At 71.5% G+C, this 19,146-nt stretch carries 20 protein-coding genes; 11 read left to right on the forward strand and 9 right to left on the reverse strand.

All coding sequences use genetic code 11. The features are described from left to right. Window positions 1-15: 15 nt before the first annotated feature. A complete protein-coding gene (locus ACFQ6S_RS03550; protein WP_383402830.1) occupies window positions 16-1,521 on the reverse strand; it encodes an APC family permease in 1,506 nt (501 codons plus the stop codon). Window positions 1,522-1,644: 123 nt separating this feature from the next. Here ACFQ6S_RS03550 and ACFQ6S_RS03555 point away from each other — a divergent pair, with 123 nt between their 5' ends. The 3 genes from ACFQ6S_RS03555 (at window position 1,645) to ACFQ6S_RS03565 (ending at window position 3,355) form a co-directional block, all read left to right on the forward strand. Continuing rightward, window positions 1,645-2,421 (forward strand): TetR/AcrR family transcriptional regulator, encoded by a 777-nt coding sequence (locus ACFQ6S_RS03555; protein ID WP_383402833.1) that lies wholly within the window; start codon window positions 1,645-1,647, stop codon window positions 2,419-2,421. Continuing rightward, a complete protein-coding gene (locus ACFQ6S_RS03560; RefSeq protein ID WP_383402836.1) occupies window positions 2,418-2,882 on the forward strand; it encodes a pyridoxamine 5'-phosphate oxidase family protein in 465 nt (154 codons plus the stop codon). The genes ACFQ6S_RS03555 and ACFQ6S_RS03560 overlap by 4 nt, the downstream gene beginning before the upstream one ends. An 80-nt stretch (window positions 2,883-2,962) precedes the next feature. Next, on the forward strand, window positions 2,963-3,355 hold the full coding sequence (locus ACFQ6S_RS03565) for a VOC family protein (protein ID WP_383402839.1): 393 nt from the start codon (window positions 2,963-2,965) through the stop codon (window positions 3,353-3,355). A 58-nt stretch (window positions 3,356-3,413) separates the two neighbouring features. Here the strand turns inward: ACFQ6S_RS03565 and ACFQ6S_RS03570 are convergent, their stop codons facing one another. Together ACFQ6S_RS03570 and ACFQ6S_RS03575 are read right to left on the reverse strand one after the other, a co-directional pair. Next, window positions 3,414-3,692: a DUF4235 domain-containing protein gene (locus ACFQ6S_RS03570; RefSeq protein WP_383404300.1), complete on the reverse strand. Its 279-nt coding sequence runs from the start codon at window positions 3,690-3,692 to the stop codon at window positions 3,414-3,416. Between the two features lie 49 nt (window positions 3,693-3,741). Continuing rightward, the gene (locus ACFQ6S_RS03575) at window positions 3,742-4,755 is read right to left on the reverse strand and encodes a glutathione S-transferase family protein (RefSeq protein WP_383402842.1); all 1,014 of its coding nucleotides are present in this window, start codon (window positions 4,753-4,755) and stop codon (window positions 3,742-3,744) included. A 107-nt stretch (window positions 4,756-4,862) separates the two neighbouring features. On the opposite strand from ACFQ6S_RS03575, the gene ACFQ6S_RS03580 reads away from it, so the two are divergent. Continuing rightward, window positions 4,863-5,834: a cation diffusion facilitator family transporter gene (locus ACFQ6S_RS03580; RefSeq protein ID WP_383402845.1), complete on the forward strand. Its 972-nt coding sequence runs from the start codon at window positions 4,863-4,865 to the stop codon at window positions 5,832-5,834. 132 nt (window positions 5,835-5,966) lie between these two features. On the opposite strand, the gene ACFQ6S_RS03585 is transcribed toward ACFQ6S_RS03580, so the two are convergent. Both ACFQ6S_RS03585 and ACFQ6S_RS03590 read right to left on the reverse strand, forming a co-directional pair. Next, window positions 5,967-6,416 (reverse strand): nitroreductase family deazaflavin-dependent oxidoreductase, encoded by a 450-nt coding sequence (locus ACFQ6S_RS03585; RefSeq protein ID WP_383402848.1) that lies wholly within the window; start codon window positions 6,414-6,416, stop codon window positions 5,967-5,969. A 97-nt stretch (window positions 6,417-6,513) separates the two neighbouring features. Further along, window positions 6,514-7,137, reverse strand: a complete 624-nt coding sequence (locus ACFQ6S_RS03590; RefSeq protein ID WP_383402851.1) for a LysE family transporter — start codon at window positions 7,135-7,137, stop codon at window positions 6,514-6,516. Window positions 7,138-7,456: 319 nt separating this feature from the next. On the opposite strand from ACFQ6S_RS03590, the gene ACFQ6S_RS03595 reads away from it, so the two are divergent. Next, a complete protein-coding gene (locus tag ACFQ6S_RS03595; RefSeq protein WP_383402855.1) occupies window positions 7,457-8,665 on the forward strand; it encodes a cytochrome P450 in 1,209 nt (402 codons plus the stop codon). A gap of 69 nt (window positions 8,666-8,734) precedes the next feature. Further along, a complete protein-coding gene (locus tag ACFQ6S_RS03600; RefSeq protein WP_383404302.1) occupies window positions 8,735-8,935 on the forward strand; it encodes a ferredoxin in 201 nt (66 codons plus the stop codon). Window positions 8,936-9,008: 73 nt separating this feature from the next. On the opposite strand, the gene ACFQ6S_RS03605 is transcribed toward ACFQ6S_RS03600, so the two are convergent. Then, window positions 9,009-9,560, reverse strand: coding sequence for a TetR/AcrR family transcriptional regulator (locus ACFQ6S_RS03605; protein ID WP_383402858.1), 552 nt, complete (start codon window positions 9,558-9,560; stop codon window positions 9,009-9,011). Window positions 9,561-9,668: 108 nt separating this feature from the next. On the opposite strand from ACFQ6S_RS03605, the gene ACFQ6S_RS03610 reads away from it, so the two are divergent. From ACFQ6S_RS03610 to ACFQ6S_RS03620, 3 genes are read left to right on the forward strand one after another with little or no spacing between them, the layout of a single operon-like run. Beyond that, window positions 9,669-10,127, forward strand: coding sequence for a DUF1348 family protein (locus ACFQ6S_RS03610; protein ID WP_383402861.1), 459 nt, complete (start codon window positions 9,669-9,671; stop codon window positions 10,125-10,127). 37 nt (window positions 10,128-10,164) lie between these two features. Then, complete coding sequence (locus tag ACFQ6S_RS03615; protein ID WP_383404304.1) at window positions 10,165-10,737, forward strand: flavoprotein; 573 nt, start codon at window positions 10,165-10,167, stop codon at window positions 10,735-10,737. A gap of 40 nt (window positions 10,738-10,777) precedes the next feature. Further along, complete coding sequence (locus tag ACFQ6S_RS03620) at window positions 10,778-11,746, forward strand: aldo/keto reductase (RefSeq protein WP_383402864.1); 969 nt, start codon at window positions 10,778-10,780, stop codon at window positions 11,744-11,746. 14 nt (window positions 11,747-11,760) lie between these two features. On the opposite strand, the gene ACFQ6S_RS03625 is transcribed toward ACFQ6S_RS03620, so the two are convergent. Next, on the reverse strand, window positions 11,761-12,582 hold the full coding sequence (locus ACFQ6S_RS03625) for a phytanoyl-CoA dioxygenase family protein (protein WP_383402867.1): 822 nt from the start codon (window positions 12,580-12,582) through the stop codon (window positions 11,761-11,763). Window positions 12,583-12,645: 63 nt separating this feature from the next. On the opposite strand from ACFQ6S_RS03625, the gene ACFQ6S_RS03630 reads away from it, so the two are divergent. After that, window positions 12,646-13,563: a helix-turn-helix domain-containing protein gene (locus ACFQ6S_RS03630; protein ID WP_383402871.1), complete on the forward strand. Its 918-nt coding sequence runs from the start codon at window positions 12,646-12,648 to the stop codon at window positions 13,561-13,563. Window positions 13,564-13,910: 347 nt separating this feature from the next. Further along, window positions 13,911-15,995, forward strand: a complete 2,085-nt coding sequence (locus tag ACFQ6S_RS03635) for a ricin-type beta-trefoil lectin domain protein (RefSeq protein ID WP_383402874.1) — start codon at window positions 13,911-13,913, stop codon at window positions 15,993-15,995. Window positions 15,996-16,004: 9 nt separating this feature from the next. Here the strand turns inward: ACFQ6S_RS03635 and ACFQ6S_RS03640 are convergent, their stop codons facing one another. Then, entirely contained in the window at window positions 16,005-16,676 is a 672-nt protein-coding gene (locus ACFQ6S_RS03640) for a DUF4232 domain-containing protein (protein WP_383402876.1), read from the reverse strand. A 32-nt stretch (window positions 16,677-16,708) separates the two neighbouring features. Continuing rightward, window positions 16,709-19,090, reverse strand: a complete 2,382-nt coding sequence (locus ACFQ6S_RS03645) for a SpoIIE family protein phosphatase (protein WP_383402879.1) — start codon at window positions 19,088-19,090, stop codon at window positions 16,709-16,711. Window positions 19,091-19,146 lie beyond the last annotated feature (56 nt).

Here is a 19,146-nt window from a genome sequence, read left to right on the forward strand (position 1 = left end):
TTTCCTGGTGGGGGGTTATCGGGAGGTGGCGAGAAGCTGCGGAGCGTCGGCGTCGGTGCCCTTGCCGGTGCGGAAGTACGGCGACCTGCGCACCCACCGGGCCCAAGCGGCGGCCACGAAGCCGGACGCGATCATCGCCAGGGGAGTGGCGAGCAGGAACCACCCGTTGTCCGCGCTGACTTCGAAGTGGTCGGCGGAGGTGTAGAACGACCAGCCGAGGTACCCGCCGAGACCCAGGAGCACGGCCGCGCTCAGCGTCGGCAGGACCACCGCGCGCACTCCCTCCCGCCAGTCCTCGCGCAGCAGCGCGCGGAACCGCACCGCGGCCGCGAGCGCAGTAAGGGCGTACGACAGGGCGACCACGATGCCCACCGCGCTCACCGTCGCCATGATCATGTCGGCGAGTCGCGGGATGACCAGCGCCAGGCCCGCGACCGCCGCCGCCAGCGCGCCGATCAGCACCGTGCCGACGGCGGGAGTCCCGTACCGCGGACTGACCTTGGACCACACCGGCCCGAGCGTGCGGTCCCGGCTCATCGCGAACATCCCACGAGCCGTCGGGATCACCCCGGCCTGCAGTGAGGCGACCGCCGAGAACATCAGGGCGATCAGGGGGAGCGCGGCCCACGGCTGGGAGGCCAGCCGGTCGCCGAAGAAGGCGAGGCCCTCGGGGCCGTGGCCGACCAACTCCTCCTCGGAGAGCACGCGTTGGAAGGCGACCGAGCCGAGCAGGAACAGCGCCAGCATGGTGAACAGGGTGGTGGTCCCGGCCCGGGACGCGTCGCGCGGGTCGCGCACCTCCTCGTTGACGCTGAACGCCGACTCGAAGCCCCAGTAGCAGAACACCGACAGCAGCATCCCCTGCGCGAGCGCGGTCGCCGAGGGGATCGCGAACGGGTCGAACCAGCTCAGGCTGAAGTCGTGCGGGCCGGTGACGATGCCGTATCCGCAGAAGCCCAGCAGGACGACGTACTCGAAGACCAGCAGCCCGGCCTGCAGTCGCGCGGCGGTGCGGACGCCGGTCACGGCCGTCAGCGTCACCGCCGCCAGGACCAGGATGCCGAGCGCCGTGGTCTGCGCGGTCGAACCGGGGTCAAGCGCCAGCCCGCCCACCCGGTGCAGCCCGGCATCGCCCGCCAGCTGGATCAGGGCCGAGCCGGTGACCGCCGTGGTGTACGCGAGGAACGCCACCACGGCCACGATGTTCACCCAGCCGACCATGAAGCCCAGCCAGGGGGTGAGCGAACGCCCCACCCACACATAGCCGTTGCCCGCGTTCGGCTCGACCTTGTTGAGCCGTGAGTACGCGCCCGCGATGCCGAGGACCGGCAGGAACGCCAGCAGCATGATCGCCGGCAGGTGCAGACCGACCACGCCCGCGGTGACCCCGAGACCGATGCCGATGCTGGTGGTCGCGGCCGTGCTGGACGCGGCGATGGCGAAGCCGTCCAGGACGCCGAGGGTCTTGCGCAGCTCGGGCCGCGCTGGTGGATCGACGCTGTGAGGCTGCTGGTCGGACATGACCGGTCTCCGCTCGCACCGGGGGCCTGGGCGGCCCCGATGAGCGCACATGAAACTGAACGGGGGCTTAACACGTCAACGGTGTTGTCGTAAGGTGCGGGCACCGGCCGAGGGAGGCAGTCCATGAGCGAGCGCGTCGTCCCGCCCGCCGCCCGGCAGCGCAGACGCCCCACCAAGCAGGGCGTCGTGCTGTCCGAGGACCTGATCGTCGAGACGGCCCTCAGACTCATCGAGGAGCACGGCACCGACGCCCTCTCGGTGCGCCGCCTCGGCCGCGCCCTCGGCGCCGATCCCAGCTCGCTGTACCGGTACTTCCGGCACACCGACGACCTGATGCTCGCCATCGCCGACGAGCTCATCGGCCGCACCCTGCGCACCTGGCGGCCCAGCGGTGACTGGCGCGCCGACCTGCGGGATCTCGGCCTGCGCATGCACGCCGGTGCCCTCGCCCATCCCCGGGCGGCGGTGCTGAGCTCGTACCGGGTGACGGGGCGGGCGTACGAGATCCAGGCCGTCGAGACCATCCTCGGTGTGCTGCGCGGCGCCGGTTTCCCCGACGCGGAGGCGGTGCGCATCTACCACGCCTTCGTGGACCAGGCCCTCGCCTACGGTGCCCTCGACTCGGCGAGCGCCGCGATGCCGAAGCCGGCGCGGGAGGCGGAGGCGGCCGTCTGGCGGCGGACGTACGCGCGGCTGCCCGCCGACACACACCCGCACATCGCCGCCACGGCCCGCCATCTCGTGGCGGACATGCCGCGCAGCTCCTACCCGGCGGCTCTGGACCTGCTGCTGAGCGCTGCGGCGGCCCGGCTGAGGGAAAACCGGTCCCGGGCCGGAGACCCGAAGGCCACACTGGACCGTCCGCCGAAACCGTCCCGTGAGGAGACCGTCCGCCGATGACCAGGCCGGCCGCACGCACCGCCGAGCAGCGCAAGCTGGACACCCTGCACCGCCTGGAGCACGACGAGGACGTGTGGGTCGCCACCGCCGACGCCGACGGGGGAGTGCCCTATCTCGTCCCCCTTTCCTTCCTCTGGGACGGCTCGACCCTGCTGCTGGCCACCCCGGCCGCGAGCCCGACCGGCCGGAATCTGAAGGCGACCGGGAGAACGCGCCTCGGTATCGGTCCGACCCGGGACGTCGTGATGATCGAGGGCACGGTGGACACGATCACCCGGGCCGGGTTGTCCGAGGCGGACGGCGACCGCTTCGCTGCCAGGACCGGCTTCGACCCGCGTCGACTCAGCACGCCCTACCTGTACTTCCGTGTACGGCCGACCCGGGTACAGGCCTGGCGCGAGGCCGACGAACTGGACGGGCGGGAGCTGATGAGGGACGGGGCGTGGCTGGTGGCGGACTGAAACGGCCTGGCCGGGACACCCGTGGGGGTACAGGGCGGCGGGACAGGACCGTCCCGCGCCCAGAACCCTTCGGAGGAGCCATGCCCATGGTGAAAGCGGGCTTCGTGGTGCTCGACTGCGCCGAGCCCGAGAAGCTCGCCGTGTTCTACACGGAACTACTGGAAGGCGAGCAGACGGAAGCCACCGCCAACCGCGTCGAGATCAGGGGCGCCGACGGAACCCGGATCGCGTTCCGCCGCGACATGAACGCGACCCCGCCGAGCTGGCCGCGCCCGGAGAACTCCCTTCAGGCCCATATCGACTTCGTGGTGGAGGACCTGGACGAGGTGGAGCGCAAGATAGTCGGGCTCGGCGGCCGTCCCCTGGAGGCGAAGGACGCGCCGGGCCCGTACGAGGAGCGCGGTTACGCCGACCCGGCCGGCCACTCCTTCACCCTGCGCCGAACCACCGCCGCGGGACCGAAGCAGGGCTGAGACCTCCAGGGGACGGCCCGGGCGTGCGCCCGGTTTCCAGGCCGGCCGGGGCGGGCGCTCAGTCCCGCCCGCCCTTGTCGGAGACCGGCCACACGCCCGTCGAGCGCTCGATCGCCTTCGCGCCGGTACGGTCGGCCAGGCTGCGGGCCACCGCGAACAGGGCGCCCTGGACGGCGGCCGCCAGCAGGACCTCTCCCCAGCCGCGGTCGCGGTCCAGGGCGTCGGGGGCGTCCTCCTCGTGCCGTATCGCCATCCAGGTCTTGCGGAAGGCGAGCCCCGCCAGCGCACCGCTCGCCCAGCCCAGCGCGAAGCCCAGGGGCTTGTAGGCGAGGGGCATCTTCAGCTTCTTCTTGTCGGTCTTCTTGGCCACGTGCGCCTCCTTGGTGTCAGGGCCGCCCCCGAGCAGGGACTTCCTCGGCCTGCGGAACCGGCCCGGGCGGCGTCCCGTCGCCGAACGGCCTGCCGCCGAGCTCCTCACGGTGGTGCGGCGTCGGCCAGCCCGCCAGATCCGGCCCCAGGGGCACGATGCCGGTCGGGTTGATGCCGCTGTGCACCTGGTAGTAGTGCCGCTTGATGTGGTCGAAGTCGACGGTGTCACCGAATCCCGGCGTCTGGTAGAGGTCGCGGACGTACGCCCACAGGACCCGGTTCTCCGTCAACTTCCAGCGATTGCACTTGAAGTGGCCGTGATAGACGGGGTCGAAACGCACCAGCGTGGTGAACAGCCGGATGTCCGCCTCCGTGATCGTGTCGCCGACCAGGTAGCGCCGCCCGGCGAGCCGTTCCGCCAGCAGCTCCAGCCGCCGGAACAGCCGGGTGCACGCCCCCTCGTAGGCCTCCTGGCCGGTGGCGAAGCCCGCCCGGTACACACCGTTGTTGACGTCCTCGTAGACGTCGGCCATCACCTCGTCGATCTCGTCCCGCAGCGGCTCCGGGTAGAGATCGGGCGCACCCGCTCGATGCAGGGCCGTCCACTCGGTGGCGAGGTCGAGCGTGATCCGCTGATAGTCGTTGGTGACCAGCTCGCCGCTGGGCACGTCCACGATCGCGGGGACGCTGACGCCGCCCGGGTAGTCCGTCTCCCGCCGGTCGTAGGCCTCGCTGAGGAAGCGGATGCCGAGCACCGGGTCGCGGCCGTCGGGGTCCAGCGTGAAGCGCCAGCTGCGGTCGTCCTGGATCGGGTCGGCGATCGCCATGGACAGGGCGTCCTCCAGGCCCAGCAGCCGCCGCGAGATCACCGCCCGGCTCGCCCACGGACAGGCGCGGCTGACCACCAGACGGTAGCGGCCCGCTTCCACCGGCCAGCCGTCCTCGCCGTCCGTCGTGATCCGGTCCGTGAAATGGGCCTTGGACCGCTGGAACGACTTCCTCCCGTAGGCGGTGTTGCCCACGCCGCTCATGCCCGCACTCCTCTCTTGCGCGCACCGCGCATTCCGTCTGCTACGAGTCCCCCGATTTCCGCTTACGGCACCGTGTGAGCCCGACCGATCGGGGCATTCCGAGTCAGATGAGCAGGACGACCGAGGCACCGAAGACAGATCGCAGGACCCGGGTCACCGTCCTGGTGGCCCTCGCCGCCAACCTCGTCATCGCGGTCGCCAAGGCCGTCGGCGGTCTCATCGCCCACTCTCCCGCGCTGCTGTCGGAGGCGGCGCACTCCGTCGCGGACAGCATGAACGAGATCTTCCTGCTGGCCGCGCTGCGCCGCAGCCGCCGCCCCGCCGACTCCCGTCATCCCTTCGGTTACGGCAAGGAGCGCTTCTTCTGGTCGCTGCTCGCCGCCGTGGGGATCTTCGTGATGGGCGGCTGCTTCTCCTTCTTCCAGGGCGTCGAGGCGCTGCGGCAAGGCTCCGACGAGACGTTCGGCGGCTATGCGGCGGGCATGATCGTGCTCGGATTCGCCTTCGTCGCCGAGGGCCTGTCCCTGGTTCGGGCGCTCCATCAGGTGCACCGGCAGGGCGGCCTCGCGAGCGGTCTGCGTGACCCGGCCCTGCGCACGGTGGTCGCCGAGGACGCCACGGCCGTGCTCGGCGTGACCCTCGCCTCCGCGGGCATGGCACTGCACATGGTCACCGGGCAGGTCGCATGGGAGGCGGCCGCCTCGCTCGCGATCGGCGCGCTGCTCGTGTTCGTCGCCTACCGCCTGGGCCGCGACGCCCGCGACCAGCTGATCGGGGAGGCCGCCGATCCCGAGGCCGACGCCCGGATCCGCGCACTGCTGGCGGCACAGCCCGAGATCGACAGCGTCGAGGCGCTGTTCACGATGAAGACGGGCCTGGAAACCGCCTTGGTGGCGGCGCGGGTCGACCTGGTTCCGGGCCTGGACAGCGAACAGGTCGAGGAGGTCGCCGTCCGCATCAAGCGGTCCATCGGCAACACCGTCGCCGAGGCGGACCAGATCTTCCTCGACGTGACCGAACGCTCCGCGCGCGAGGCAGAGGGAAGCCCCGCCGCGACGGGGGAACGCGGCGGGGCCTGACGCACGTGTGCCCGGCGAACGGGGGTTCATGCGTTCCGAGGAGAAGATTGTTTCCGGAACCCTGAGGAGCCGACATGGAGCCGACCGGGAGCCGGCGCCGAGGCCCCGACCACGAGTCCTCGGAACCCCGGGTCAGCCCTCCTCTGCGGGCTCCAGCACGAACACCGGGATGCTCCGGTCCGTCTTCTTCTGGTAGTCCGCGTACGGCGGATAGGCCGCGACGGCCCGCTCCCACCACTGGTCCTTCTCCGCGCCGGTGACCTCGCGGGCCCTCATGTCCCGCAGCACGGTCCCGTCCCGCAGCTCCACACGGGGATCGGCCTTGACGTTGTGGTACCAGACCGGGTGCTTCGGCGCCCCGCCGAGTGAGGCCACCGCGGCGTAGGTCCCGTCGTGCTCGACGCGCATCAGCGGCGTCTTGCGGATCTTGCCGCTCTTGGCGCCCCGAGTGGTGAGCAGGATCACGGGCATCCCCGTGTCCATGAGGGTCGTGCCCTGGGTGCCACCGGAGCTCTCGTACAGCTCCACCTGCTTGCGCACCCACTCGGTCGGACTGGGCTCGTACTCGCCCTCAAGAGGCATGACATCGGTCCCATCGTCGTGTCCTGGTGATCACTGACGCCCCATTCAACACCGGCACATGCGGGAATCATCCGCACGGCGCCGACCGGCCCAACCACTACAGCGGCATCCGCACCGCCAGCGTAAGGATCACGCCGCTCGACAACAGCGCCGTCACCAGCCGCCCCCGATGCCCCGTCAGTACCCGCCCCAGCAGCGCCCCGCCGCCGGCCAGCATCAGCTGCCAGCTCGCCGACGCGGCGAACGCGGCCAGGACGAACACGCCCTGTTCCAGGGGCGATACGGCATCCGTCGTGCGGGTGCCGAGGACCAGGGCCGCGAAGTAGATCACGGTGGTCGGGTTGAGCAGGGTGATGCCGAGCAGCGCCCCATAGGCGCGAGCCGGGCTCGGGGGCGGGGGAGTGGAGCGGGTGGCGAGCCGGTGGTCGCGGTAGTGGCGTACGGCGATGACCGCGCCCCGTACCGCGAGGGCCGCGAGCACCAGGGCGGAGGCCCAGCGCAGCGGCACCAGCACCGGTCGCAGCGCGGCGGCGAGTGCGGAGCCGCCGAGGGTGGCCACCAGGGCGTAGAGCCCGTCGGCGGTCGCGACGCCGAGCGCGGCGCAGACCCCGGTCCGCAGGGACGTACGGGCGGTGAGGGAGACGAGATAGGTCGCGACCGCGCCGACCGGGACGGCGATGCCGTAGCCCGCGAGCAGCCCCGCGACGAGCGCGGCGGTCACGACGTGGGAAGCGTGGGCCTCCAGGGGCGGCCGGGCTGCTGCTGGACCCGCACCGGACGAGCGGTGGCGGAAAGCGGCAGGAAGGCGGTGGTGGTAGGCATGGCCGGATTCTGGGGGTGGCGGCGGCCCGCGAACAAGCGAATTTCGCGGGAGAGCGCCGCGGCACCGATCCGACGTCCGCCGGACCGAAGCTCTGTGCGACGATCCCCGGCCAGATTGCCCGCGCGCCTGATCTGGCCGAACTTGGCGTCGCTGGCTTAGATGCCCCAGGCATCTAATGAAGATCGGCACGACGCTCACTTCGTCTGCGAGGTCTTCCATGACGGACATGACGGAACCCCACATCGTCGCCTTCCCCCAGAACCGAACCTGCCCCTACCACCCGCCCACCGCCTACGACCCGCTGCGCGACACGCGCCCCCTGGCCCGCATCACCCTCTACGACGGCCGCCCGGCCTGGTTGGTCACCGGACACGCCCTCTGCCGCACCCTGCTCGCCGACCCGCGGCTGTCCTCCGACCGCAGCCGGCCGGGCTTCCCCGCGCCCACCGCCCGGTTCGCCGCGGTCCGCGACCGCAAGAGTGCGCTGCTGGGTGTCGACGATCCCGAACACCGGGTCCAGCGGCGCATGATGGTGCCCAGCTTCACCCTCAGGCGCGCCGTCGAGCTGCGCCCGGAGATCCAGCGGATCGTGGACGAACGCCTCGACGCGATGATCGCCCAGGGTCCGCCCGCCGAGTTGGTGAGCGCCTTCGCGCTGCCCGTGCCCTCGATGGTCATCTGTGCCCTGCTGGGCGTCCCCTACGCCGACCACGACTTCTTCGAGGGGCAGTCACGCCGCCTTCTGCGCGGCCCCGCGCCGGCCGACACCCTGGATGCCCGCGACCGGCTGGAGGCGTACTTCGCCGAGTTGATCGACCGCAAACGGAAGGAGGCGGAGCCCGGCGACGGCGTCCTGGACGAACTCGTCCGAGGGCAGCTGAGCGCCGGCGAACTCGACCAGGACGAGCTCATCGCCCTCGCGACCATCCTGCTGGTCGCCGGTCACGAGACGACCGCCAACATGATCTCCCTGGGCACCTTCACCCTCCTCCAGCACCCCGAGCGCCTGGCCGAGTTGCGCGCCGATCCGACGCTGCTGCCCGCCGCCGTCGAGGAACTCATGCGGATGCTGTCGATCGCCGACGGACTGCTGCGGGTCGCCGCCGAGGACATCGAGGCGGGCGGCGAGAGAATCCGGGCGGGCGACGGCGTGCTCTTCTCCACCTCGGTCATCAACCGCGACGAGTCCGTCTACCCCGAACCCGACACCCTGGACTGGCACCGCCCGCCCCGCCATCACGTCGGCTTCGGGTTCGGCATCCACCAGTGCCTCGGCCAGAACCTCGCCCGCGCCGAGATGGAGATCGCCCTGCGCACCCTCTTCGACCGCCTGCCCACCCTGCGGCTTGCCGTCCCTGCGGAGGAAATCCCCTTCAAACCCGGCGACACGATCCAGGGGATGCTGGAACTCCCGGTGGCCTGGTAAGAGGCTCCGGTCATGCAGAACGAAACGCACGAAACACACGAATCAGGCCACATGGACATGGACATGGGCATCGACATCGACATCGACCACAGCCTCTGTGTCGGGGCAGGCCAGTGCGCCCTGGCCGCCCCGTCCGTCTTCACCCAGGACGACGACGGCTTCAGCGTGGTGATCCCCGGCCGGGAGGACGGCGGCGGCGACCCGATGGTGCGGGAAGCGGCCCGGGCCTGCCCGGTCGGCGCCATCAGCCTGTCCGAGACGGGGAGTTGACGCAGGGCGCCTCGCTCGGCGTCCCCAGCCGCGGGCGGGCCCGCACCCCGGTGCCGGGTCCGCCCGCCCGATCTCAGTGCGCGGCCAGCAGCGACCGCGCCGCCTCCCGCGCCTCGGCCGCCGGTCGCGTACTGCCCGTTATCCCCGCCGTGACCATGGCGCCCTCGGCCAGCAGATACACCGGCCCGGTCAGCGCGTCGGGCAGCCCGGCCCCGGCCACGAGTGAGGCGAGGTAGTCCCGGAACGCCGCCTTGTGCGCCCGTACCTGCTGCGCCACCCGCTCCGACCGGGCGCCCAGCTCGCCGTAGGAATTGATCCAGGCGCACCCGCGGAAGTCCTCCTCGCCGAACCATTCCTCCAGCCAGTCGAAGACGGCGAGGATCCGCCGCTCGGGGTCGGCCTGACGCTCGGCATAGGCCGCGAGCCCTCCGCGCCAGCGCACATCCCGTCGCTCCAGATACGCCTCGACCAGCTGCTCCTTCGCCGGGAACAGCTGATAGAGCCGCTTCAGCGAGACCCCGGACGTGCCCCGGATGTCGTCCATGCCGACGGACTGGATGCCGCGCCCGTAGAAGAGGCTCTCGGCGGCGTCCAGTGCCTGCTCCCGGGCGGTTGCGCTGTCCATGTACGAACACTCCTTGACGCGAGAACGAGCGTTCTCCTACGGTAGCAGCCATCGGGAGAACGCACGTTCTCCCTTGTCTCGACCGCCGATCCGTCCCCGGAGGACGCCATGAACGACCGCCCGCCCCTGCCCCCGTTCACCCGAGAGACCGCCGCGCAGAAGGTGCAGGCCGCCGAGGACGCCTGGAACACCCGCGACCCGCACAGAGTGGCGCTCGCCTACTCGGAGGACTCGGTGTGGCGCAACCGCGGCACCTTCGTCACCGGTCGCGCCGAGATCGTCGAGTTCCTCACCGCGAAGTGGGCGCGCGAGCACGAGTACGCGCTGCGCAAGGACCTGTGGGCCTTCGACGGCAACCGCATCGCGGTCCGCTTCCAATACGAGTGCAAGGACGCCGAGGGCCAGTGGTGGCGGTCGTACGGCAACGAGTTGTGGGAATTCGACGAGCACGGGCTGATGACCCGGCGCGAGGCGAGCATCAACGACGTGCCGATCGAGGAGAGGGACCGCCGCATCCTCGGCCCCCGGCCGGAGAACGAGCGCGGGCTGTCCTTCCCGCTGGCCTAGGCCCTTTGAGTAGGGTTCCCGAGTGACCGAACAGGCAGTGACCGAACAGGCAGCGACCGCACCGGCGGTGACCGCACGGACTCGGAAACCCTTCCTCTACGTCGTCGTCTGCGCCGCCGGGATCGCCGTGGACGTCAGCAAGCTGATCAGCGCCGCGCAGGAGCGGGACTGGGAGGTCGGCGTCATCGCGACCCCGGTCGCCATGAACGGCTTCTTCGACACCGCCGCGGTGGAAGCCCTGGCCGGCCGCCCGATCCGCTCCGTCTGGCGCACCCCCGCCGATCCACGCCCCTTCCCGCCACCGGACGCCGTAGTCGTCGCGCCGGCCACCTTCAACACGATCAACAAATGGGCGGCCGGCATCGCCGACACCCTCGCCCTGGGCACCCTGTGCGAGGCGTACGGCCTCGGCGTCCCCATCGCCGTCCTGCCCTGCGTGGCCGACGCGCTCGCCGCCCATCCCGCCTACCAGGAGGGCCTGATACGGCTGCGGGGGATGGGTGTGCGCTTCGGGGAGCCGTACACCGGCGAGGCGGGGGAGGACGGCGCGCGGCCGGAGTTCGGGTGGGAGCGGGCGCTGGACATGCTGGAGCGCCACGGGGCCACGTAGGCTCCCCTGGTACCCCACTCCGAAGGCAGGAGCAGCAACGATGCAGTACGTGAAGCTCGGTTCGACGGGCCTGGACGTGTCGCGGATCTGTCTGGGTTGCATGACCTACGGCCTCCCCGACCGCGGTGTGCACGAGTGGACGCTCGACGAGGAGGCGTCACGGCCGCTCATCCGGCAGGCGCTGGACGCCGGGATCAACTTCTTCGACACCGCGAACGTCTACTCCGACGGCACCAGCGAGGAGATCGTAGGCAAGGCGCTGCGCGACTTCGCCCGCCGGGACGAGATAGTCCTCGCCACCAAGGTGAACGGCCGGATGCGGCCCGGACCCAACGGAGCCGGTCTCTCCCGCAAGGCGATCATGACGGAGATCGACCACAGCCTCGCCCGCCTCGGCACGGACTACGTCGACCTCTACCAGATCCACCGCTTCGACCCGCACACGCCGGTCGAGGAGACGATGGAGGCGCTGCACGACCTGGTGAAGGCGGGCAAGGTGCACTACATCGGGGCGAGTTCGATGTACGCGTGGCAGTTCTCCAAGATGCAGTACACGGCCGAGCGGCACGGCTGGACGAAGTTCGTCTCGATGCAGAACTACTACAACCTCCTCTATCGCGAGGAGGAGCGCGAGATGCTGCCCCTGTGCGCGGACCAGGGCGTCGGCGTGCTGCCCTGGAGCCCGCTGGCACGTGGCCGCCTCACCCGGGACTGGGGCACGGTGACCGACCGCAGCGCCAACGACAACTTCGGCAGCCGTCTGTACGTGGACAGTGACCGGGTCGTGGTCGAGGCCGTCACCCGGGTGGCGAACGAACGTGGCGTCCCCCGCGCCCAGATCGCCCTGGCCTGGGTCCTGCACCAGAGCCCGGTGACGGCCCCGATCATCGGTGCCGCCAAGCCGCAGCACATCGAGGACGCGGCGGCGGCGGTGGAACTCCAGCTCACGGAGAAGGAGCTGGAGGAACTACAGCAGCCCTACGCTCCCCACCCGGTCATCGGCCACTGAAGCGCCCTTCACTTCTAGTGGGGCCCGTGCGGCGCGAACTCGCTGCCGCACGGGCCCGCCCCCTCGCTCTCCGGCAGCGGAACACGATCGCCACTCATCGTCAGCGTCCGGTAGAAGCGACCGATCCGCTCGGCCGACCGCCCGACGTAGTGAGCGATGAACGACCGCCGAAACCGGTCCTCGGTGCGGTTCGGCTGCGACCCGTGCACCAGGCTCCCGTTGAAGAACAGAACATCCCCCGGCGTCATGTCGACGGGCACGGCCTCCAGACCTGCCGGCGGCGGTACGTACTCCCGTGCGAAGGACACCTCGGCGTCGGCCGATTCCGGGCAGAACAAGTCCATCGCATGGGTGCCGGGGACGACTTCGAGCCCCCCGTTGTCCCGGTCGATCACATCGCAGGCGATCCACGCCGCCACACACGTGCCCGGCTCGACCCGCAGATAGAAGTTGTCCTGGTGCAGCGCCTGCCCCCGCGCGCCCGGCGGCTTGAAGTAGAACATGCTCTGCGCGGCCAGCACCTCCTCCCCGAGCAGCGTCTCCAGCACGTCCCGCAGCCGGGGATCGAGCAGCACCCGCAGCGACAGATCGTCGATCTCGTGCGGATGCATCACGCGCGGATAAGCACGCAGCGGGTCGGAATCGCCCGGCCGCGGCTCGAAGTGCCCGACCACCGGCCCGGCCGCGTGCAGTGCCGTGAACCCGTCGCGCAACCGGTCGATCTCGTCGTACCCGAACAGCCCGCGTACGACGGTGAAGCCCTCCTCGCGGAACTGGCGGAGCCCGGCCTCGGGCAGGATGGGGGCGCCGGCGGCGCCGATGTCCGTGGCTGTCATGCGTCCACTCCTCGATGAGATGTCCTGGGCCTGCCACGCTAGGCAGGTACGCGCATCAGGAGGATGACCGTGAGCGCTGACGGATTGCCCGAGGCTGCCGCGCCCGGTGACCCCGCGCCGCCGCCCGGCCTGGTGGTGGTCGGGCACTTCGACCAGCCGTCGGGATACGGGGTCGACAGGCCGCGCGGAGCGGACAGTTGGCTCTTCACCTGGACGACCGGAGGGCGGGGCCGACTGCGGCACGGGAACAGAGAGGCGGGGGCCGGGGCCGGGGACCTCGTGGTGCTCGGGCCGGGTGTCCCGCACGGCTACGGGGTCGAACCGGGAGCGCCCCACTGGGAGTTCTGGTGGGTGCATTGCCAGGTCCGCCCGACCTGGCGGTCCTGGCTGCGCCCGTACGGCACCGGTGCGGGGATGTACGTCGTCACGCCGACGCCGGACGTGTTGCGCGGTCGCATCGGGACGGCGTTTCGCCGGATGCTCGCCGACGCCCGCTGGACGGGCACCGAGGCGCCGCCCGTCAGGGCGCCGGGGGAGGAGCAGGTCGCCGTGGCCCACGGCACCGCGGCCCGCGAACTCGCCCTGTGCTCACTCGAGGAGGTCGTCCTGCTCACGGCCGGCATCGCGCGGACGCCCCTCCAGCCCGGGGTGGACGCCCGGGTGCGCCGTGCGCAGGCGCTGATCGACGCCGACCCGGCCGCCCCGCACACCGTTCGCTCGCTCGCCGAACACGTCGCGCTCTCGCCCTCCCGGTTCGCCCACCTCTTCACCCGGCAACTCGGCCAGTCACCCATGCGCGCCCTGCGCGAGGCCCGTCTGCGGCACGCCGCCCGGCTGCTGGAGAGCACGGGACTGTCCGTGGAACGCGTGGCCGCCGCCTCGGGCTTCGTCAGCCCCTATCACTTCAACCGGGTGTTCCGGGAGCGGTACGGGAGGCCGCCGGGCGCGTACCGGACGGGCGGGCCAATGGTTGGCATGTGACTTGTGAAGGGTCGGTGAAGGCGTGGACATCCGTATGACCAGGCAAAAACGTCGGAGTGCGGCCGCTCAATGGTTTGCGCCGAGGCGCGAAGCCGGTCCGGTGAATATCGTTTCCCATTGTCATTGCCGATATCCCGGCAATGGCTGCGACCGCGCTATTGACCACTCGTCAAATAGTGACCGGCGCACACGCAATGCGCAAAAACTTCAATCGCTTGTTCTCTGCCCCTGACCTGTGCAAAGGTGTGGCTCGCTCCCCTAAGCCCCATGCCCGACAAGAGCTGAGCCCGGAGCATACCCTTTGGTATGGACCTTCAATGCCGCATGCCCTCCGGAGGAATGCCGCCGTGCAAGACGCAGGCCTGTCGAATTCCCCAAGCGACGCCCGCATCTTTGATGTCACGGACGCTCAACTGAGCGCCGAACTCAAGAAGTGGACGGGGGTGTCACCGGCGCTGCATCCGGTCGGTGAACTTCTCGACCGGCACTGGGAAGCGGGCTTCGCCTACGCGCGGCTCTGCACGGCCGACGCCCGGTCGGCGGGGATGCTCACCACCGCGGCGTTCACCCGGCTCTTCGGCGAGACACTGCGGCAGACCGGCCCGACGGCCGCCTGGCGTCCCCAACTGCTCGTCACCGTGCGCCGCATAGCGGCGGAGTGGGACATCGACCGCAGACGGGAGCTGCTCCACCCCGAGCTGAGATCCGAGGCGGACGGCGCGGAGCGCGTCGCCGCCCGGCTGCTGCCGCCGGCGAGCCGTCGCCTGCTGTCCGGCGCCTTCCAGCGACTTCCCCAGTCGGCCCGCTGCCTGCTGTGGCACACCGAGGTCGAGGCCGAACCGCTGTCCGTACCGGCCGCACTCCTCGGCCTCGACGAGGAGTCCGCGCGGCTCGAACTGGGACGGGCCTGCGAGCGGTTGCGCGAGGAGTGCCTCCAGGTCCATCGCGAGCTCGCCCCCGAGCAGGAGTGCCGCCAGTACCTCCGCATGCTGGACGTGACGTACCGGCGCGGCGGTGTCGCCGTAGACCCCGATCTGGGCGAGCACCTGAACCGCTGCGGGCACTGCAGCGACACCGCCTGCCAGCTCACCTTCTTCAACGAGGGACTCGGTGTCGCACTGGCCGAGGCGGTGCTCGGCTGGGGCGCAGGTGAGTATCTGCTGTCCAGGGCGACCCTCACCGAGGAGACGGCCCGGGCGAAGCCGGCGCCACCGGTCTCGATCGCGGGCGAGTCCTTCTTCGCGGACACCGAGGCAGCCGCCCCCGCACCAGCGGCGGACGCGGTCGAGGCCCCCGCCCACGCCCCCGCTCCGGAGACCTTCTTCGCCCCCGGCGCCGAGACACGAGCCCCCGTGGGACGGCCGGGGCCTCTCCCCGCGGAGCAGCCCTCCGCCGCCCCTGCCGACCAGGTCGCCGCACCCGGCCCCCGCAGCGCCCGCCGCGCCGCCCGGCGGGCCCGGCCCGCCACCGCACCCGATGCCGGCACCGCCCGCACCTGCACCGGCCGCGCGGCTCTCAAGGCCGCCCGCCGCGCCACTCGGCGCCGCAACCTCACCGCCGCCGTCGCGACCGTCAGCGCCCTGGTCGTCCTGCCGCTGTTCATCTGGTCCATCGCCGGATCCGGCGACGGTTCGGCTCCGTCGGCCGGCGACCGCCCCTCCGAGGTGCCCGACTCGGGCGCGGACTCCGCCACCGGCAACCCGTCCTGGGCCGGCGCCGCCGAGGCCGCGAAGGGCGACCTGAGGGGCCGGCTGCACAACATCGGTTCCGGGCTGTGCGTCGGCATCGTCGGCGAGAAGGCCGTCGAGGGAGCGGAGACCGAACTCGCCGCCTGCTCCTCGACGCCCGGCCAGCAGTGGGCGTACGAGACCGACGGACTGATCCGCAGCGGCGCCGACCCCGACCTCTGCCTCGACTCCCACCTCGGTTATTCGGTCCGGCTCGCCCGCTGCACCGGTTCCGCCGACTCCGCGACCAAGAACATCCGCTACGACTTCACCCTCCAGGGCACCCTGGTGCCCCGCTTCGACCAGGACCTGGCCCTGAGCCCCGCCGCCACCGACGGCTCGGGCGCCCTGGTCCTCAAGTCCCGCGAGGACGAGGGCGACTCCCAGCACTGGGTCATCGACACCTCCCAGCCGGATCTCCAACTGGAGGTGGTCAACTGGGACTCGGCGACGCAGGTGCCCGAGACACGGACCCCGACGCCCACCCCCGAGCCGTCGAGGACGACGACGTCCACGCCGGCCCCGTCCGCGACCCCGTCCGCCTCGCAACCGACGTCCGCGAGCCCGGCCGCGACCGACGAGTCCTGTTACGCCAACCCGTACGCCTGTTCCTGGGACGACAACGGCGGCTGGTCCGGTGGCGGATACGGGGGCGGGTACGGCGGTGGATACGGCGGTCACGGCGGCGGTGGCGGCGGCCGCTGAGCGGACGGATCAGCCCCCGGTGCCGGGCTGGACCACCGTCAGGAAGACCGAGGACTCGTTCCCGGCCACCGGCACCTCACCGGCCGTCCAGGCCACCTTGAGCGGATCCCGCTCGTCGGGCGGCGTCACGAGCAGCGCCGCCGGCCGGGCCGTACGGGCCCCGCTGATCTCGGGGCTGGCGAAGGTGAGTCCCGCCCACGCACTCCGACCCGGCGTCAGCGTGACGGTCGTGGGCGAGTCGGGGGAACGCTTCGGGTCAGGGCCGAGCTGCTTGCCCGACCCGTCCACGAAGGCGGCACCGGGGTAGCCGCGCACGCCGCAGGTGCGGTCGCCGGTGTTGGTCAGCACGATCGGGAAGTTCCGCTGCCCGGCCCCGGGGCTGGGCCGGCCGATCGACGCGCGCAGCTCGGAGGTGTGGCAGCGCCCACCGGAGCTGCCCGTCTGTGTGGCTGGACCGGTGGTATCGACGGAAGTCGGCTCGTTCGAGTCCAGCTGCGTCGTGGGGCTCGCGGTGCCGGTCGTGGCCGGTGCGGTCGTGCGGCTGCTCGGGCCTGCCGATGTCTTGACGGCGCCCGTGGAATCGCCGCCGTCTCCGCATGCCGTCAGCGCGCTCAGCAGCGCCACGGTGCTCAGGAGGGGAATCGCTCGGTGTAAGGAGGGGGATACCCGCGCACGTCCCATGTCTGACGACTCCCCGTTCTGGCGCGGAGTACTCACTCCTCGCCGAGCAGCCCGATCTCCGACCAGATCGTCTTGCCGTCAGCCGTGTGCCGGCTGCCCCAGCGCTGGGTCAGCTGGGCGACCAGCAGCAGACCGCGGCCGCCCTCGTCGAAGATCTTGGCGCGACGCAGATGCGGTGCGGTGTGGCTGGTGTCGGACACCTCGCAGATCAGCGTCGCCGTGTCATGGATCAGACGGAGCCGGATGGGGTGGGTGCCGTAGCGGATGGCGTTCGTCACCAGCTCGCTCACCACCAGCTCGGCGGTGAACGACGCCTCGCTCAGGCTCCAGACGTCGAGCTGCTCCACGACCTGTTTGCGGATCGGCGCGACGAGCGCCGGGTCCGCCGGGATGTCCCAGGTGGCGACCCGGGAGGCGGGCAGCCCCTGGGTGCGGGCCAGCAGCAAAGCCACGTCGTCCGCGACGCCGCCCGGCGGCAGCAGGGCGTGCAGGACGCGGTCGCAGGTCTCGTCGAGCGAGTCGGGCAGGGCGGACAGCGCGGCGCACAGCAGCGCGTGGCTGGAGTCGACGTCGCGCTCCCGGGTCTCGATCAGGCCGTCGGTGTAGAGGGCGAGCACGGTGCCCTCGCGCAGTTCGATCTCGGCGGACTCGAACGGCAGGCCGCCCAGACCCAGCGGCGGCCCCGCGGGCAGCTCGATCTCCTGCGCCGCGCCTCCGGGCGGGACCATCACGGGCGAGGGGTGCCCGGCCCGCGCCAGCGTGCAGCGCCGGGAGACCGGGTCGTACACCGCGTACAGACAGGTGGCGCCGACCTCGCCGGGACCGGCCTCGATGCCCGCCTCCTCCGACAGCCGCACGACCAGGTCGTCGAGGTGGGTGAGCAGTTCGTCGGGCGCGAGGTCGATGTCGGCCAGGGTACGCACGGCGGTGCGCAGCCGGCCCATGGTGGCCGAGGCCTGGATGCCATGGCCGACGACGTCCCCGACGACCATCGCCACCCGCATCCCGGACAGCGGGATCACGTCGAACCAGTCACCGCCCACTCCGGAGCGCGCCGCCGGGAGATAGCGGGAGGCCGCCTCCAGCGCGGCGGTCCGCGGCAGGGACTGGGGCAGGAGGCTGCGTTGCAGCGCGAGAGCGGTCTCGCGTTCGCGTGAGTAGCGGCGCGCGTTGTCGATGCAGACGGCCGCGCGGGCCGTGATCTCCTCGGCCAGCAGCGCGTCGTCCTTGGTGAACGGCTGGGCGTTCTTGAACCGCGTGAGCACGGCGACGCCGAGGGTGGCGCCGCGGGCCTGGATCGGAACGGACATGGTGGTGTGGATGCCGTATTCCTTGATCCGCTCGGCGCGTGCCGGGTCCCACGCGAGCCACTCCTCCAGGTCGCCGGTCGAGAGGGAGGCCACGATGGTGTGGCCCGCCAGCAGCGCGTCGGCCTGGGGCGAGGGGGTCGGGTACACGTCCTCGTTTCCGGGCTTGACCACGGCTTCGGGGCTGCCCGCGTTGATGGACCGGTGAGCGACGCGGCGCAGGCTGATCGGTGCGGTCAGCCCGTCGGTGGGAGGCTCGCCGCCGTGCTCCAGAAGGTCCAGCAGGTCGACGCTGACGAAGTCGGCGAGGGCGGGGACGCAGACGTCGGCCAGCTCCTGTGCCGTGCGCGTGACGTCGAGAGTGGTGCCGATGCGCACGCTGGCCTGGTTCACCAGCTGAAGCCGCTCCTGGGCCATGTACTGGTCGGTGAAGTCGTGTGCCGCGACGCTCACACCCCGCACCCGCCCCTTGGCGTCGGTGATCGGGGCCATCCGGGCCAGCCACGCATGGGTCTGGTCCCCGCCGACCGGGACGTACGTCCGTACGTCGGTGCCCCGGCCCGTGGTGAGCACGCGCAGGAGCTGTCGCTCGATGTCGTGGCTCTGCCGTCTGCCGGTCAGTTCGGGAGCTCGCAACCCGCGCACATGCTCCTCGGAGAGACCGAGGACCTCCGACATGACGGAGTTGATCCTGCGCAGCCGGAGCCGCTCGTCGTAGATCGCGATGGGACAGGGCGAATCGAGGAGCCCGACGGCGTCCAGCGGATCGTCGGGCGGACGTGCACCGTCGTCCAGCGGCGTGACCACGAGCCACTGATGGGGGCCGTCGTCCCGGGGCCGCACCCGATGGGCGAGCAGCCACACCGGTAGCGTGCCGCCGTCGTGGCGGCGCAGGGTCACGATGCCGTCCCAGCGTGTGCCGTCCGGGGTGACGGAACCCTCCTCCGCCTCGCCCACCAGCAGATCCGCGGCGGGGCGCCCCACCACCTCGGTGGCCGGATGGCCCAGCAGCGCCTCGGCGCCGGCGTTCCAGTCGACGAGCACACCGCTGGCGTCGACGACCGCCCGGGCCGTCGCGGCCTCGTCGAACGGATACTCCGGGCTCATGGGCGCCACTCCCACGCGCACACTCACGGTGAACGAGCGTGTCACTTGGGCTCCAG

Source organism: Streptomyces sp. NPDC056479 (genome assembly GCF_042795335.1).
GTDB lineage: Bacteria > Actinomycetota > Actinomycetes > Streptomycetales > Streptomycetaceae > Streptomyces.

What these genes read in the sequence shown, in the direction of transcription:
- ACFQ6S_RS03570 (WP_383404300.1), bottom strand. Translation starts at nt 3,692, where the DNA reads ATGCCCCTCGCCTACAAGCCCCTGGGCTTCGCGCTGGGCTGGGCGAGC.
- ACFQ6S_RS03555 (WP_383402833.1), top strand. Translation starts at nt 1,645, where the DNA reads ATGAGCGAGCGCGTCGTCCCGCCCGCCGCCCGGCAGCGCAGACGCCCC.
- ACFQ6S_RS03595 (WP_383402855.1), top strand. Translation starts at nt 7,457, where the DNA reads ATGACGGACATGACGGAACCCCACATCGTCGCCTTCCCCCAGAACCGA.
- ACFQ6S_RS03630 (WP_383402871.1), top strand. Translation starts at nt 12,646, where the DNA reads ATGACCGTGAGCGCTGACGGATTGCCCGAGGCTGCCGCGCCCGGTGAC.
- ACFQ6S_RS03640 (WP_383402876.1), bottom strand. Translation starts at nt 16,676, where the DNA reads ATGGGACGTGCGCGGGTATCCCCCTCCTTACACCGAGCGATTCCCCTC.
- ACFQ6S_RS03625 (WP_383402867.1), bottom strand. Translation starts at nt 12,582, where the DNA reads ATGACAGCCACGGACATCGGCGCCGCCGGCGCCCCCATCCTGCCCGAG.
- ACFQ6S_RS03565 (WP_383402839.1), top strand. Translation starts at nt 2,963, where the DNA reads ATGCCCATGGTGAAAGCGGGCTTCGTGGTGCTCGACTGCGCCGAGCCC.
- ACFQ6S_RS03645 (WP_383402879.1), bottom strand. Translation starts at nt 19,090, where the DNA reads ATGAGCCCGGAGTATCCGTTCGACGAGGCCGCGACGGCCCGGGCGGTC.
- ACFQ6S_RS03575 (WP_383402842.1), bottom strand. Translation starts at nt 4,755, where the DNA reads ATGAGCGGCGTGGGCAACACCGCCTACGGGAGGAAGTCGTTCCAGCGG.
- ACFQ6S_RS03605 (WP_383402858.1), bottom strand. Translation starts at nt 9,560, where the DNA reads ATGGACAGCGCAACCGCCCGGGAGCAGGCACTGGACGCCGCCGAGAGC.
- ACFQ6S_RS03620 (WP_383402864.1), top strand. Translation starts at nt 10,778, where the DNA reads ATGCAGTACGTGAAGCTCGGTTCGACGGGCCTGGACGTGTCGCGGATC.
- ACFQ6S_RS03560 (WP_383402836.1), top strand. Translation starts at nt 2,418, where the DNA reads ATGACCAGGCCGGCCGCACGCACCGCCGAGCAGCGCAAGCTGGACACC.
- ACFQ6S_RS03610 (WP_383402861.1), top strand. Translation starts at nt 9,669, where the DNA reads ATGAACGACCGCCCGCCCCTGCCCCCGTTCACCCGAGAGACCGCCGCG.
- ACFQ6S_RS03580 (WP_383402845.1), top strand. Translation starts at nt 4,863, where the DNA reads ATGAGCAGGACGACCGAGGCACCGAAGACAGATCGCAGGACCCGGGTC.
- ACFQ6S_RS03585 (WP_383402848.1), bottom strand. Translation starts at nt 6,416, where the DNA reads ATGCCTCTTGAGGGCGAGTACGAGCCCAGTCCGACCGAGTGGGTGCGC.
- ACFQ6S_RS03550 (WP_383402830.1), bottom strand. Translation starts at nt 1,521, where the DNA reads ATGTCCGACCAGCAGCCTCACAGCGTCGATCCACCAGCGCGGCCCGAG.